Annotated in this window: 19 protein-coding genes; 18 read left to right on the top strand and 1 reads right to left on the bottom strand. The window is 51.6% G+C overall.

What is annotated here, in order from left to right; all coding sequences use genetic code 11:
- Positions 1-95: 95 nt before the first annotated feature.
- From petA to IQ22_RS06595, 5 genes are all read left to right on the top strand, one after another.
- On the top strand, positions 96-734 hold the full coding sequence (gene petA, locus IQ22_RS06575) for a ubiquinol-cytochrome c reductase iron-sulfur subunit (protein WP_145139896.1): 639 nt from the start codon (positions 96-98) through the stop codon (positions 732-734).
- Positions 731-1,942 (top strand): cytochrome b, encoded by a 1,212-nt coding sequence (locus IQ22_RS06580; protein ID WP_145139899.1) that lies wholly within the window; start codon positions 731-733, stop codon positions 1,940-1,942. Before petA ends, IQ22_RS06580 begins: the two co-directional genes overlap by 4 nt.
- Positions 1,942-2,664, top strand: coding sequence for a cytochrome c1 (locus IQ22_RS06585; RefSeq protein WP_145139902.1), 723 nt, complete (start codon positions 1,942-1,944; stop codon positions 2,662-2,664). Before IQ22_RS06580 ends, IQ22_RS06585 begins: the two co-directional genes overlap by 1 nt.
- 79 nt (positions 2,665-2,743) lie before the next feature.
- A complete protein-coding gene (locus tag IQ22_RS06590; RefSeq protein ID WP_145139905.1) occupies positions 2,744-3,361 on the top strand; it encodes a glutathione S-transferase N-terminal domain-containing protein in 618 nt (205 codons plus the stop codon).
- A 12-nt stretch (positions 3,362-3,373) separates the two neighbouring features.
- Positions 3,374-3,781 carry a ClpXP protease specificity-enhancing factor gene (locus IQ22_RS06595; RefSeq protein ID WP_145139908.1) on the top strand — a complete coding sequence of 136 codons (408 nt, stop codon included), beginning with the start codon at positions 3,374-3,376 and terminating at the stop codon, positions 3,779-3,781.
- Between the two features lie 38 nt (positions 3,782-3,819).
- On the opposite strand, the gene suhB is transcribed toward IQ22_RS06595, so the two are convergent.
- Positions 3,820-4,635, bottom strand: coding sequence for a type III secretion system regulator SuhB (gene suhB / locus IQ22_RS06600; protein WP_145139911.1), 816 nt, complete (start codon positions 4,633-4,635; stop codon positions 3,820-3,822).
- Between the two features lie 136 nt (positions 4,636-4,771).
- Between suhB and trmJ the strand changes: the two genes are divergently transcribed.
- From trmJ to IQ22_RS06665, 13 genes are all read left to right on the top strand, one after another.
- Positions 4,772-5,545, top strand: coding sequence for a tRNA (cytosine(32)/uridine(32)-2'-O)-methyltransferase TrmJ (trmJ, locus tag IQ22_RS06605; protein WP_145139915.1), 774 nt, complete (start codon positions 4,772-4,774; stop codon positions 5,543-5,545).
- A gap of 121 nt (positions 5,546-5,666) precedes the next feature.
- Positions 5,667-6,164, top strand: a complete 498-nt coding sequence (gene iscR, locus IQ22_RS06610) for a Fe-S cluster assembly transcriptional regulator IscR (RefSeq protein WP_145139918.1) — start codon at positions 5,667-5,669, stop codon at positions 6,162-6,164.
- Between the two features lie 29 nt (positions 6,165-6,193).
- Positions 6,194-7,408: an IscS subfamily cysteine desulfurase gene (locus IQ22_RS06615; protein WP_145139921.1), complete on the top strand. Its 1,215-nt coding sequence runs from the start codon at positions 6,194-6,196 to the stop codon at positions 7,406-7,408.
- A gap of 29 nt (positions 7,409-7,437) precedes the next feature.
- Complete coding sequence (gene iscU, locus IQ22_RS06620) at positions 7,438-7,824, top strand: Fe-S cluster assembly scaffold IscU (RefSeq protein WP_145139924.1); 387 nt, start codon at positions 7,438-7,440, stop codon at positions 7,822-7,824.
- An 11-nt stretch (positions 7,825-7,835) separates the two neighbouring features.
- Positions 7,836-8,159, top strand: a complete 324-nt coding sequence (iscA, locus tag IQ22_RS06625) for an iron-sulfur cluster assembly protein IscA (RefSeq protein WP_145139927.1) — start codon at positions 7,836-7,838, stop codon at positions 8,157-8,159.
- Between the two features lie 7 nt (positions 8,160-8,166).
- Positions 8,167-8,688, top strand: a complete 522-nt coding sequence (gene hscB / locus IQ22_RS06630) for a co-chaperone HscB (RefSeq protein WP_145139929.1) — start codon at positions 8,167-8,169, stop codon at positions 8,686-8,688.
- A gap of 41 nt (positions 8,689-8,729) precedes the next feature.
- Positions 8,730-10,589, top strand: a complete 1,860-nt coding sequence (gene hscA, locus IQ22_RS06635) for a Fe-S protein assembly chaperone HscA (RefSeq protein WP_145139932.1) — start codon at positions 8,730-8,732, stop codon at positions 10,587-10,589.
- A gap of 8 nt (positions 10,590-10,597) precedes the next feature.
- On the top strand, positions 10,598-10,936 hold the full coding sequence (gene fdx, locus IQ22_RS06640) for an ISC system 2Fe-2S type ferredoxin (RefSeq protein ID WP_145139935.1): 339 nt from the start codon (positions 10,598-10,600) through the stop codon (positions 10,934-10,936).
- Positions 10,937-10,947: 11 nt separating this feature from the next.
- Positions 10,948-11,148 (top strand): Fe-S cluster assembly protein IscX, encoded by a 201-nt coding sequence (iscX, locus tag IQ22_RS06645; protein WP_145139938.1) that lies wholly within the window; start codon positions 10,948-10,950, stop codon positions 11,146-11,148.
- A gap of 89 nt (positions 11,149-11,237) precedes the next feature.
- Positions 11,238-11,669, top strand: a complete 432-nt coding sequence (gene ndk / locus IQ22_RS06650; RefSeq protein ID WP_010797326.1) for a nucleoside-diphosphate kinase — start codon at positions 11,238-11,240, stop codon at positions 11,667-11,669.
- A 15-nt stretch (positions 11,670-11,684) separates the two neighbouring features.
- Positions 11,685-12,830 (top strand): dual-specificity RNA methyltransferase RlmN, encoded by a 1,146-nt coding sequence (gene rlmN / locus IQ22_RS06655; RefSeq protein WP_145139941.1) that lies wholly within the window; start codon positions 11,685-11,687, stop codon positions 12,828-12,830.
- A gap of 19 nt (positions 12,831-12,849) precedes the next feature.
- Positions 12,850-13,608: a type IV pilus biogenesis/stability protein PilW gene (pilW, locus tag IQ22_RS06660; protein WP_145139944.1), complete on the top strand. Its 759-nt coding sequence runs from the start codon at positions 12,850-12,852 to the stop codon at positions 13,606-13,608.
- A complete protein-coding gene (locus IQ22_RS06665; RefSeq protein ID WP_145139947.1) occupies positions 13,605-14,618 on the top strand; it encodes a RodZ domain-containing protein in 1,014 nt (337 codons plus the stop codon). Before pilW ends, IQ22_RS06665 begins: the two co-directional genes overlap by 4 nt.
- The last annotated feature ends 10 nt before the right edge of the window (positions 14,619-14,628 follow it).

Genomic DNA, 14,628 nt, shown 5'->3' on the forward strand with positions numbered 1-14,628 from the left:
CAGAAGCTGGGTTTTTTTTTGTCAGTTTTATTGTTTTATTTCAAATTGGCTTCTGCTTGCCGCAAAAACGGGTAAATGCATGGCTGAGGGTAAGCATGGCGGCATGTAATGGTAAGAATCCTGGAGAAAAATGTGACACTAAAGTTGCAGGCGTAAATGAGGGGCGTAGGCGCTTCCTTGTTGCGACTACTTCAATAGTGGGCGTGGTGGGCGTGGGGGGGGCTTCGGTGCCTTTTGTAAGGGCCTGGTTACCAAATGCCAAGGCAAGAGCTGAGGGGGCTCCGGTACGAGTCAATATCGATAAATTAGAGCCAGGTCGCCAGATTGTTGTGGAATGGCGTGGGCAGCCGGTTTTTGTGACGCGGCGTAGTGCAGAGATGATCGGTGCGTTGAGAGCGCTGGAAAAGGATTTGGCTGACCCAGAGTCTCATCGCTCTATTCAGCCTGTTTATGTTGATCCGAAGCGGCGTTCTATCAGGCCAGATATATTAGTGGTAGTCGGTTTGTGTACGCACTTAGGTTGCTCGCCCTCCTATCGGCCTGAAGTTGCGCCTGTTGATCTAGGGGAGGCTTGGTTGGGCGGCTATTTTTGTCCGTGCCACGGTTCTCGTTTTGATTTGGCCGGACGAGTATATAAAGGGCAGCCAGCTCCTACGAATTTGTCGGTGCCGCCACATGCCTATGAATCGAGCCATGTGATTGTCATCGGTGTTGATCAGAGGGAGGGAGTATGAGTAGGTTGCGGCTATGGATCGACCATCGGTTTCCTTTAAGTCGATTGCTGAAAGAGCACCTTACCCATTATTACGTCCCTAAGAATTTTAACGCCCTGTATTTGTTCGGGTCGTTAGGTTTATTGATATTGGTTAATCAGATGCTGACCGGAATCTGGTTGGCAATGAGTTATACGCCTACAGCTGAGGGCGCATTCGCCTCGGTCGAGTACATCATGCGCGATGTTGAATACGGATGGCTTATCCGTTATTTGCATTCAACGGGAGCCTCGGCTCTTTTTATCGTCGTCTATCTGCATGTGTTCCGTAGCTTACTGTATGGCTCCTATCAGCAGCCTCGGGAGCTGGTTTGGATTTTCGGCATGCTGCTATATCTGATCATAATGGCTGAGGCATTTGCTGGTTATTTATTGCCTTGGGGGCAGATGTCCTATTGGGGCGCTCAGGTCATTCTTTCCTTGTTTGGCGCTATTCCTGTCATTGGTGAGGATATCGCGCAGTGGCTTCGAGGTGATTACCTGGTTTCAGGGATCACGCTTAATCGTTTCTATGCCTTGCATGTAATTGCGCTGCCTCTGATGTTGCTGGGGCTGCTGGTGCTTCATGTCTTTTCACTGCATGAGGTAGGGTCAAATAATCCTTTAGGAGTAGATATCAAGAAGTGTCGGGACGAGAGAGGTTATCCATTGGACGCTATTCCCTTTCATCCGTATTACACGTTAAAAGATCTAGTCGGTGCGGTGATTTTTCTTTTTGTATTTTGTGCGGTGGTTTTTTTCTTTCCGGAATTGGGCGGATACTTTCTTGAGCCTTCAAATTTTGAAATAGCTAACCCGCTTAAAACGCCAGAGCACATTGTGCCTGTCTGGTACTTCACGCCTTTCTACGCAATTTTGCGTGCTGTGCCCGATAAGTCATTGGGAGTAATGGCTTTGGCTGCCTCGATTGCTGTCCTGTTCGTATTGCCTTGGTTGGATAGAAGTCCTGTTAAGTCGATGCGTTATAAAGGATTGCCAAGTCGGCTCGGTTTGTTGACGTTCTCATTATCGTTTATTGCATTAGGTGTGTTGGGAGGCATGGCGCCTACGCTAGAGCGCATTCTTTGGGCGCGGGTATTTACTGCTTTGTATTTTGCCACTTTCCTGCTTATGCCCTTTTATACGCGTTGGGAAAAGGCCCGCTCTGTACCCGATAGGATTGGCAAGTAATGGCGAGGGGCGTGGCGGTTTTAGTGTTAACGCTGTTATCTGTTCTGAAGGCGTTCGGGCAGGCCCAGATAGGTCCGAGTGAACAGGCTGCGCTTCAGGCAGGTGCTCGTACGTTTGTAAATTACTGCATGGGCTGTCATTCGTTGCAGTACCAGCGCTACGAAAGGGTCGCTAAAGATTTAGGGATACCTGAGGATCTCTTGAAGGGGCGTCTTATTCTGGCTGGTGAGGTGGGTGACGCTATGCGAGCGGCTATGGATCCGAGGGATGCCAAGCGTTGGTTTGGTGTGGTGCCGCCTGATCTGACGCTAGTAGCGCGTGTTCGTGGCGAGCAGTGGCTGCATGATTATCTGCAGGGTTTTTATGAGGATCCGTCGCGCCCGTGGGGCGTCGATAACATAATGTTTCCGGGCGTGGCCATGCCAAACGTCTTGGCCCCTTTACAAGGGCGTCAGGTGCTTATCTGTAGCGAACGAAAGGAAGGCGCTGGCAAAGAGCTAAAGTCTCAGTCATGCAATCAACTGAAGCATCTGCCCGCTACTGGAAGCTTGAGTGAGCAGCAATTCGGTGAGACAGTGGATAATTTAGTGAGTTTTCTGGCTTATTCAGCGAATCCAAACAAGTACCAGGCTAGACAGATAGGCGTCTATGTACTGCTTTATCTGTCTGTTCTTTTCGTACTAGTTTATTTGCTCAAGCGTGAGTACTGGAAAAACGTATAAAGCGCCATCAATTTGTCGTGATAAGCACATTATGTGCATCTTTCTTGTCCTGGCATAGCGGGACGGTTATGAAGGTTATATGGTTAACGTTACGCGTCTTACCTGTTATTCAGATTCCTTTGACCACTATTCGCATCGGGTTCGTCTGGTATTGGCAGAAAAGCAGATACTGGCAGACCTTAAAGTAGTCGATCCGGAGCGTTATCCCTCTGCGCTGGCAGATTTAAATCCTTATCGATCCTTGCCTGTGCTGCTTGATCGAGACTTGATCATCTACGATGTCGCCGTGATCATGGAGTATCTTGAGGAGCGCTATCCGCATCCATCGTTGCTTCCTGCTTATCCAGTAGCGCGTGCTAATAGTCGTCTGTTAATTCATCGTATTCAAAAAGACTGGTGCGATAAGGTAGATGTAGTGCTAGCAAGCGGTAAATCAATTGCTGAGAAGGAGCAGGCACGGAGATTGCTTCGTGAGAGCTTGATGTCGGTAACGCCTCTGTTTTCTGACAAGGCTTTCTTTCTAAGTGAAGAAATGAGTCTCGTTGATTGTTGTTTGTTGCCTTTGCTCTGGCGCTTGCCTGGTTTGGGTATTGAACTGCCACGACAAGCCAAGCCAATTCTTGACTATATGGATCGCCATTTTAATCGCGAGACATTTCAAGCTAGTTTGTCGTCTGTTGAGCGCGAAATGCGCTGAAGGAGAAGTTTAATGAATTCGAGTCGTCCCTATCTCATTCGGGCGCTGTATGAGTGGATCGTGGAAAACGACTGCACACCTCATATTCTAGTGAACGCTGACTATCCTAATGTGCTAGTGCCCCCAGGTTATGCCAGCGATGGGCAAATCGTTCTCAATATTGCACCAGGTGCTATCCGACAGCTGCATATGGGTAACGAGGCGGTAAGTTTTGATGGGCGCTTTGGTGGTGTGGCTCATAGCTTGTATGTGCCGACCCAGGCGGTTCTAGCGATCTATGCACGTGAAAATGGGCAGGGGATGGTGTTCGATTTAGAGCCTTCGTCTCCTGATGACGATCCGGTCAAGACTGATAAGTCGAGCACGCGTCAGGCGCCAGCCAAGCCGGCTGGTCGTCCCAGCTTAAAAGTGGTGAAGTAAAGAAATAGGCCCCGCCCACATTAGTGGGCGGATGACCTTTAACGTTTCAGTGATGTGGGTAAGTGAGGCTGTAGGGTGGTCAGCAGGGCCTTAAAGCATTTCGTATTGCCTGCAACCAGGTGACCTTTCTCCAGGAAATCGTGACCGCCATTAAAGTCGCTGGTTAGGCCACCGGCTTCCTGAATCAGCAGCACGCCTGCAGCCATATCCCATTCTGACAAACCCATTTCCCAGAACGCATCAAAGCGACCAGCGGCGACATAGGCCAGATCAAGCGCTGCGGAGCCGGCGCGGCGAATGCCTGCTGTCTGCATGCTTAACGTTCTAAACATGCCCAGGTAGTTATCTAGGTAGTCAATGTTACTAGAGCGGTAGGGAAAGCCCGTGCCAATCAAGGCGCCTTCCAGGCTTTTTCTAGGGCTTACTCGCAAGCGCCGACCGTTAAGTGCTGCGCCACGACCGCGGCTGGCAGTAAATTCTTCCTGGCGTACAGGATCAAGGACGACGGCATGTTCAATGCGTCCTTTATATTTACAGGCGATGCTAACCGAAAAGTGTGGAACGCCATGGATAAAGTTAGTCGTTCCATCGAGCGGATCGACTACCCACAAATAATCCTTTCCGTCACCTTGACCTTCCAAGAGGCCAGATTCCTCGCCAAGGAAACCATGGTTTGGATAGGCTTTGCGCAAAACGCTGAGAATGGCTTGTTCTGCGGCTCGGTCGACCTCGGTCACGAAATCGTTGGCGCCTTTTTCGTCGATAGCGATGAGATCCAGGCGTTCGATTGAGCGAAAGATCAATTCACCGGCACTACGAGCTGCGCGCAGCGCAATGTTCAGCATGGGCTGCATGGGAAACCACCTGGGTTGTTAAAGAAAGCCGATTATTCTAGCAGAAAAAGACAAGGCGAAGCGGGTGGCTTGTCGGTACGAATGGTTTTGCGTGAAGGGGTTGGGTAAGATTCATTTCTTTCTTAGGGGGTGCTCCTTGCTCGAGAATATACGTGTCGTCCTGGTTAATACCAGTCATCCTGGAAATATTGGTGGTGCTGCGCGAGCCATGAAGAACATGGGGCTTTCGCGGCTTTATCTAGTAGAGCCAGAATTATTTCCTCATGGTGATGCAATAGCACGTGCCTCGGGAGCGACGGACGTTCTCGACAAGGCGTGTGTCGTGGCATCGTTAGAAGAAGCTCTGGTCGGGTGTAGCGTGGTGCTGGGGACTAGTGCGCGGGATCGCCGTATCCCGTGGCCGTTGCTGGATCCCCGGGAGTGTGCTTCAACGTGCCTGCAACATGCTGAGGTAGGAGGAGAGGTAGCGCTGGTCTTCGGTCGTGAATATGCCGGCTTGACCAATGATGAGCTGCAACGTTGCAATTTTCATGTTCATATTCCTTCTGATCCAGAGTTCGGCTCCCTCAATCTCGCTGCAGCCGTGCAAGTGCTTGTATACGAGGTTCGAATGGCTTGGTTAGCAGCCCAAGGGCAGCCCACCAAGATGAGCAAGGTTGAGAGTACGGCCATGTTGAATACTCAATTGGTAACGGTAGAGGAGTTGGAGTTGTTCTACCGGCATCTTGAGCAGACGCTAATTGACATCCGTTTCCTTGATCCTGAAAAGCCGCGGCATCTCATGTCTCGCTTGCGCAGGTTGTATGGGCGTAGCGCTGTGACCAAGCTAGAGATGAATATTCTGCGAGGCATCCTTACAGAAACGCAGAAAGTAGTCCAAGGGCATAAAAGCAAATTGGAGGACTTGTAGGGCTTTGCTCCGTTACGAGGTTGATAAGGGAAATGGTTGACTGTATTGATAGGGTTTATAGTTGACTTAAATAGTCAGGAATTGCATACTGGACCTATCTAATGCACACCGTGGTTTCGCCATGAGATTAACAACCAAGGGACGATATGCCGTCACCGCCATGCTTGACCTGGCGCTGCATGCACAGCGTGGGCCGGTTTCTCTGGCGGATATTTCGGAGCGGCAAGGCATCTCTTTATCCTACCTCGAACAGCTATTTGCCAAGTTGCGTCGCGGCACGCTCGTGACAAGCGTTCGAGGTCCTGGTGGCGGTTATCAACTTTCTCGTGCCATGCAAGATATTCATGTCGCGCAAGTTATTGATGCAGTCAATGAGTCCGTCGATGCGACCCGCTGTCAGGGCCAGGGAGACTGTCACTCTGGTGATATTTGTCTAACGCACCATTTGTGGTGTGACCTGAGCGATCAGATTCATGCCTTCTTGAGTGGTATTACCCTCGCGGATTTAGTTGCACGTAACGAGATCCAGGCGGTAGCCCATCGTCAGGACAAGCGGGTCTGTACAAGTCGAGCTCGTACTTCTGATATCGAAAAGATCGAAGCGTCCGCCATTGAATGAGCCGGTCGCCAGCCTGATAGGAGTTACCGATGAAATTACCAATTTATCTTGATTATTCCGCAACAACGCCGGTTGATCCTCGTGTTGCTCAAAAAATGAGCGAATGCCTCCTGGTGGATGGTAACTTCGGTAACCCGGCGTCACGCTCGCATTTGTTTGGCTGGAAGGCTGAAGAAGCTGTTGAGAACGCACGTCGGCAGGTTGCCGAGTTGGTTAATGCTGATCCCCGGGAAATTGTTTGGACTTCGGGTGCTACTGAATCTGACAACTTGGCTATCAAGGGTGCTGCTCATTTCTATCAGAGCAAAGGCAAGCATCTCATTACATCCAAGATTGAACATAAAGCTGTTCTAGATACGACGCGTCAACTGGAGCGTGAAGGCTTCGAAGTGACTTACCTGGAGCCAAGCGAAGATGGCCTTATCACTCCTGATATGGTCGAGGCGGCTTTGCGGGAAGATACTATTCTAGTCTCTATCATGCACGTCAATAACGAAATCGGGACGATAAATGATATCGCCGCGATCGGTGAGTTGACTCGTTCGCGAGGCGTGCTCTTTCATGTCGATGCTGCACAGTCTACCGGTAAGGTAGATATCGATCTTGAAAAGTTGAAAGTCGACCTGATGTCGTTTTCGGCACATAAAACCTACGGACCTAAGGGGGTCGGTGCTCTTTATGTGCGCCGCAAGCCGCGTGTACGTATTGAGGCACAAACTCATGGTGGTGGTCATGAACGCGGCATGCGTTCCGGTACGTTGGCTACTCACCAGATCGTAGGTATGGGCGAAGCGTTCCGTATTGCAAAGGAAGAGATGGCTCAAGAAAACGTGCGCATTAAAGCGCTAAATGATCGTTTCTACCGCCACTTAGAAGACATGGAAGAGCTCTATGTGAATGGCAGTCTCGTTTCCCGTGTGCCACACAACCTGAACCTCAGCTTCAACTATGTCGAAGGTGAGTCGTTGATCATGGCGCTTAAGGACTTGGCTGTCTCTTCCGGTTCAGCCTGTACATCGGCATCGCTGGAGCCTTCGTATGTGCTACGAGCTCTAGGACGGAACGACGAGCTGGCGCATAGTTCCATTCGGTTTACCTTCGGTCGTTTTACGACTGAGGAAGAAGTAGATTACGCGGCCGAGAAAGTGCGCGACGCGGTTACTAAACTGCGCGAGCTTTCTCCCCTGTGGGACATGTACAAAGAGGGCGTGGACCTGACCCAGGTCGAATGGCAGGCCCACTAAAACCGCCCCTGATGAGTGAGGATTGAGAAATGGCTTACAGCGAAAAGGTTATCGATCACTACGAAAATCCGCGCAACGTCGGCAAGCTTGACGCGGAAGATCCCGATGTGGGAACTGGCATGGTAGGTGCGCCTGCGTGTGGAGACGTAATGCGCCTGCAGATCAAGGTCAATGAACAGGGTGTTATTGAAGATGCACGCTTCAAGACATATGGCTGCGGCTCGGCCATTGCATCCAGCTCGCTGGCAACTGAGTGGATGAAGGGCAAAACAATCGATGAAGCTGAGTCGATTAAGAACTCGATGATTGCTGAAGAGTTAGCTCTGCCCCCGGTCAAGATCCACTGCTCCGTATTGGCTGAAGATGCGATTAAGGCGGCCGTGCGTGATTACAAGCAGAAGAAAGGCTTGGCTTAAGGAGGTTGTTGATGGCCATCAGCATGACTGAAGCTGCTGCACGTCATGTGCAGCGCTCCCTGGAAGGGCGTGGCAAGGGCGAAGGTATTCGTCTGGGCGTACGCACCACGGGGTGCTCGGGTTTAGCCTACGTGCTGGAGTTCGTTGATGCGCTAAATCAAGAAGATCAAGTTTTTGAGAGCTATGGTGTCAAGGTAATAATTGACCCCAAGAGCTTGGTCTATCTTGATGGTACGGAGCTTGACTTCGTCAAGGAAGGGCTCAACGAGGGCTTCAAGTTTAATAACCCTAACGTACGTGGCGAGTGTGGCTGCGGCGAAAGCTTCAATATTTGAGGTTGCCGTGGGAACGCCTTGCCATTTTGCACTGTTCGAGTTGAGTCCGTGTTTTCGGCTCGACCTTGATCAGCTGTCATCACGCTATCGGGATCTGGCATGGACAGTTCATCCGGATCGTTTTGCCGATGCGCCGGAGCGTGAGCGGCGTCAGGCCCTTGAGCGTGCCGCGCAATTAAACGAGGCCTATCACATTCTTCGAACGCCTTCGCGGCGTGCCCGCTATCTGCTATCACTCGATGGGTACGAAATGCCTCTTGAGGTAACAGTTCAGGACCCAGAGTTCCTGTTGCAGCAAATGCAACTCAGAGAAGAGCTTGAAGAATTGCAGGAAGAGGGTGACAGCGCAGGTATCATACCTTTCAAACGTCGACTTAAAGCTGCACAGGCTGCTTTGGAGGATGAGTTTGATGCTTGCTGGAGTGACTCTACTCAACGCGAACGGGCCGAAAGGTTAGTTCGCCGCATGCAATTCCTCGATAAATTGGGTAGCGAAGTGCGTCAGTTGGAAGAGCGCCTCGATGATTAATCTGGCACCCTGACGGTGCCCCTAGTACAAGCAGACTCGCAATGGCTTTATTGCAAATAGCCGAACCCGGGATGGCTCCTAAGCCGCATCAGCGCAAGCTGGCGGTAGGTATCGACTTAGGGACTACCAACTCGCTCGTAGCAGCGTTGCGCAGTGGTATTGCGGAGCCGTTGCCGGATGAGCACGGGCGCGTGATCCTGCCGTCGGCTGTGCATTATCGTGCAGATGGTATCGATGTTGGTGATGCGGCTAAACAGGGTGCGGCCCAGGATCCTTTTAACACTATCCTGTCGGTCAAACGTTTTATGGGACGCGGTTTAGCGGACATAAAGCAGCTAGGTGAGCAGCTGCCTTATCGCTTTTCCGGAGGTGAGTCTCATATGCCTTTCATCGAGACCGTACAGGGACCCAAGAGCCCTGTGGAAGTCTCTGCCGATATTCTGCGCGTATTACGTAAGCGAGCAGAGGCTACGTTGGGCGGAGATTTGGTGGGGGCGGTAATTACTGTTCCAGCCTATTTCGATGATGCGCAGCGCCAGGCTACGAAGGATGCTGCACGTTTGGCTGGGCTTAATGTATTACGGCTTCTTAATGAGCCAACTGCCGCCGCCGTTGCATATGGACTTGATCGTAATGCCGAAGGCATCGTTGCGATTTATGATCTGGGCGGTGGGACTTTTGATATTTCGATTCTCCGCCTGACTAAAGGCGTTTTCGAAGTATTGGCAACCGGTGGGGATAGCGCACTGGGTGGTGATGATTTCGATCATGCTATTGCCAATTGGATTATTGAACAGGCTGGGCTTCCTTCAAGCCTTGATGCTGGTATTCAACGACAGTTGCTACAGCTGGCATGCGAGGCTAAAGAGCGGCTTTCGTTGCAGGAATCTGTCACGTTGACCTACGGTGAGTGGCGGGGCGAATTGAGTCGCGACAAGTTCGAGTCGCTCATAGAGCCTTTGATTGCTCGTAGTTTGAAGGCGTGTCGCCGAGCGGTACGGGACTCAGACTGTGAGTTCGAAGAAGTTACAGCTGTTGTGATGGTAGGTGGCTCTACGCGTGTACCTCGTGTACGAGCGGCTGTGGCTAATCTGTTTGGGCGGCAACCTTTAACTGATATTGATCCGGACAAGGTAGTAGCCATTGGTGCGGCCATCCAGGCTGACAGTCTGGCTGGAAATCGCAGTGGTGAAGAATTGTTACTGCTTGATGTGATTCCGCTATCCCTAGGGTTGGAGACCATGGGCGGTTTGATGGAAAAAGTCATTCCGCGCAACACCACTATTCCTGTGGCTAGAGCTCAGGATTTTACTACCTACCGGGATGGCCAAACGGCCATGATGATTCATGTCTTGCAAGGGGAGCGTGAGCTCGTTAAGGACGCGCGGTCCCTGGCGCGTTTCGACTTGCGTGGTATCCCACCTCTGGTAGCAGGCGCGGCAAAAATTCGTGTTACGTTTCAAGTGGATGCTGACGGCCTGCTTAATGTTTCTGCACGTGAACTGTCCAGTGGCGTCGAGGCTAGTGTCCAGGTGAAGCCTTCCTATGGTCTTACCGATGGCGAGATCGCCCGTATGCTTCAGGATTCTTTTGAGTACGCTGGCGATGATCTCAATGCTCGTGCCTTGCGTGAACAGCAGGTTGAAGCGCAGCGTTTGCTCGAGGCTGTACAGGCAGCGTTGGCTGAAGATGGAGAGCGCTTACTGGATGCTGAAGAGCGTCTTGCCATTGATGCAGAAATCAGTGAATTGAAAAAAGTTGTTGATGCCACGGATGCAGCAGCTATCGAGTTACAGACCAAGCGGCTTTCACAAGTGACCGATGCCTTTGCGGCGCGCCGGATGGACGCATCGATCAAGGCGGCCCTGGCGGGTCGTCGTCTCAACGAAATTGAGGAGTAAGTATCATCATGCCGCAGATCGTTATTCTGCCTCATCCCGAGCATTGCCCTGAAGGGGTCGTAGTAGAGGCTCAAAAAGGGGAAACCATTATTGAGGCAGCACTGCGTAACGGAATCGAAATCGAGCATGCCTGTGAAATGTCATGCGCCTGTACGACATGCCACGTGGTTGTTCGCGAGGGATTTCCCTCGCTCGATCCGTCAGATGAGCTCGAAGATGACATGCTGGACAAGGCTTGGGGGCTAGAGCCAGAGTCACGGTTGTCGTGCCAGGCAAAGGTAGGCGAGGTGGATCTGGTCGTCGAGATCCCTCGTTATACTATTAATCAGGTATCCGAGCGGCATTGAGGAAAATAGCCATGACTATGAAGTGGGTGGATGTACTCGAGATTGCGATCGCGCTGTCCGAAGCCCATCCGGATGTCGATCCGCGTTATGTGAACTTCGTCAATTTGCGTAACTGGGTGACTGCCCTGCCTGAGTTCGACGATGATCCGCAGCGGGGCGGCGAAAAAGTCTTGGAAGCTATTCAGGCCGCATGGATAGAAGAAGCTGACTAGCCTATGCTGCGTTAGCCTACGCTTTTGACTGAAGCCCGCGTATAATCCGCGGGTTTCGTTTTTGCTAAATGTCCAACTTTGGAGTTGTCATGTCTGTTCAACGCACACTATCGATCATCAAGCCCGACGCAGTTGCCAAGAACGTAGTAGGTGAGATCATCACTCGCTTCGAAAAAGCCGGCCTGCGTGTCGTGGCGGCGAAGATGGTTCAGCTCTCCGAGCGTGAAGCTGGCGGCTTCTATGCCGAGCATAAAGAGCGTCCTTTCTTCAAGGATCTGGTGTCCTTCATGACTTCCGGCCCGGTCGTCGTTCAGGTTCTGGAAGGCGAAAACGCCATTGCCAAGAACCGTGAGCTGATGGGCGCTACCGATCCCAAGAAAGCAGACGCTGGTACCATCCGCGCTGACTTCGCTGTTTCCATCGATGAAAACGCTGTTCACGGCTCCGATTCCGAAGCATCGGCTGCCCGTGAAATCGCTTACTTCTTCGCTGCAACTGAAGTTTGCGAGCGCACTCGCTGATCCACAGGTGAATCCATGAGCAATACAGTCGGCAAGACTAACCTGCTGGGACTTACCCAGCTACAAATGGAGCAGTTCTTCGAGTCCATCGGAGAGAAGCGCTTTCGTGCCGGCCAAGTGATGAAATGGATTCACCACTTTGGCGTTGATGACTTTGACGCCATGAGTAATCTCGGCAAGGCCTTGCGCGAAAAGCTCAAGGCCTGCGCCGAGATTCGTGGCCCTGAAGTGGTAAGTGAAGATATCTCGGCGGATGGCACCCGCAAGTGGGTCATCCGTGTGGCTTCCGGCAGCTGCGTCGAAACGGTTTATATCCCTCAGGACAAGCGTGGCACGCTGTGTGTTTCGTCACAGGCAGGCTGTGCGCTTGACTGCAGCTTTTGTTCGACCGGAAAGCAAGGTTTCAATAGCAATCTCACCGCTGCCGAAGTGATTGGCCAGGTGTGGGTTGCCAACAAGTCATTTGGTACTGTGCCGGCCAAAATCGACCGTGCCATCACAAACGTCGTGATGATGGGCATGGGTGAGCCGCTGCTCAATTTCGATAATGTTGTCGCTGCCATGCAGATCATGATGGACGACTTGGGCTATGGAATATCCAAGCGCAAGGTGACGCTATCCACGTCAGGAGTAGTGCCCATGATCGAGGAGCTGGCCAAGCACGTCGATGTGTCTCTGGCGTTGTCGCTGCATGCGCCCAACGACGCCTTGCGCAACGAACTGGTACCAATCAACCGTAAGTATCCTTTGGCCGTTCTGCTGGAGGCTTGCCAGCGTTACATTTCGCGCCTGGGTGAGAAGCGTGTGCTGACTATCGAGTACACCCTGCTCAAAGACGTTAACGATCAGCCGGAGCATGCCCAGCAGATGATAGCGCTGCTCAAGGATATCCCCTGCAAGATCAACCTGATTCCGTTCAACCCGTTTCCGCATTCCGGATATGAACGCCCCAGCAACAATGGCATTCGTCGTTTCCAGGACCTGTTGCATCATGCTGGGTTCAATGTCACCGTGCGTACTACGCGAGGTGATGATATTGATGCAGCCTGTGGGCAATTGGTGGGCCAGGTGCTTGATCGTACTCGGCGTAGCGAACGTTATATTGCGGTCAGACAACTTGGTAGCGAAAGCGATACCGTGGCAGGTGCACGTCAGAATTGATAAGTCGAAAGGGGGATTAATGTTGCGTGCGGTACTGGTATTGGCTCTGGCTAGTGTATTGGCCGGCTGTGTCACTTCGGGTACGTCCGACCCCCTAAAGACGGCAAAAGGGCGTGAAAACGCCCGCGATGCCTATATCCGGCTAGGTTTGGGTTATCTTCAGGAAGGTAATCCCGAACGGGCTAAGATTCCTTTGAAAAAAGCATTGGAGCTGGATTCTTCCAGTGCTGATGCACATGCTGCTCTGGCATTAGTCTTCCAAACGGAGATGGAGCCCTCCCTGGCGGACAAGGAATATCGTGAAGCTTTGTCCTTGCGTCGAAACGATGCCCGAATTTTGAACAATTACGGGAGTTTTTTGTTTGAGCAAGGCCGTTATGCTGAGGCGTACGAGCGTTTTACCGAAGCCTCCCAGGACTCTCTTTATCCAGAACGGTCAAGGGTTTTCGAAAACCTAGGACTAACAGCCTTGCGGTTAAACAAGCCGGAATTAGCTCGAGAGCATCTGGAAAAATCTTTACGGCTCAATAGTAAACAGCCGCGAGCACTGCTTGAGATGGCGCAGCTTTCATTTGATCAGCGGGAATATGTTCCGGCTCGTCAGTATTATGAGTTGTTTAGTCAAATTAGTGCTCAAGATGCCAGAAGCCTTTTACTTGGTATTCGTTTGGCTGAAATCTTCAATGATCGCGACACGGCAGCCAGTTATACTTTGCAACTCAAGCGGTTATATCCCGCTTCAGCAGAATATAGGCAACTTCAGACGGAGCAACGATGAATCACGTGCAACCTGAAGCTGTGATGTCAGCTCGTAGCAATCCAGGTGATCTATTGCGTCAGGCGCGTACCCAGCGTGGCTGGAGTCTGCCGCAAGTAGCCGCTCAGTTGAATCTGAGCGAGCGGGTCGTGGAGCAGCTTGAGGCTGGCGATTACAAGCAGCTTCCTGGGCATACTTTTGCCCGTGGCTATACCCGTTCCTATGGAAAGTTGCTTGGCCTGGATCAGGCTGAACTAGTCAATATATTCGATCGATATACGGGAACTGATGCCAAAGGCAGTACAGTTCACACTATTAATCGCGTTCAGGAACCTGTGCGCTTGTCGCGAAGTGTTCTTCGCGTGGTCAGCTTTATTCTGGTCGTGCTCATTATAGGCCTTGCGTTGTTTTGGTGGCAGGAGCGGGGTGACTTGCATCTGTCCAACGGAGGTTTGAGTCTTGAGCACGTTGAGGTGGAAAGCGCTGATGGTACGACCGAGATCCATACGCTGGACGAGCCTGAGGACCAAGCCGTAGCTGATGCGCAACAGCCGGCAGAGCCTGTAATGGATAGTTCGGCCCCGGTGGCTTCCACATCTTCTGAGTCTACTGCCATAGCACCTGCTCAGCAGGCCTCTGACGTATCGCCTGCAAATCCAAATGCATCGCCAAGTAATCCAACCGGTGCTTTAGTTGCTCCGCCTGCTGAATCCGTAACAGCTCTAGCACCAGTCACACCGCCTGCATCAGCAGAATCAGCATCCGCTCCTGCTATCAAGGAAGGTGTTTTGGACATTCAGCTTGTGGCTGACTGTTGGATGCAAATTACTAACGGTGCAGGCAAAGTTCTTTTCAGCGGACTCAAGCGCAAAGGGGATAGCCTGCAATTTGAAAATGTTCAGGCACCTGTCGAGTTGCGCCTAGGATATGCACGCGGTGCGCAAATCACTTACAACGGTCAGCCAGTCGACGTGAAGCCTTATATTCGGGGCGAAACGGCGCGATTTAAGATCGGGCAAGTCACTCAGTGATAAAGCACAG

The sequence above is a fragment of the Pseudomonas duriflava genome (assembly GCF_007830155.1).
Classification (GTDB): domain Bacteria; phylum Pseudomonadota; class Gammaproteobacteria; order Pseudomonadales; family Pseudomonadaceae; genus Chryseomonas; species Chryseomonas duriflava.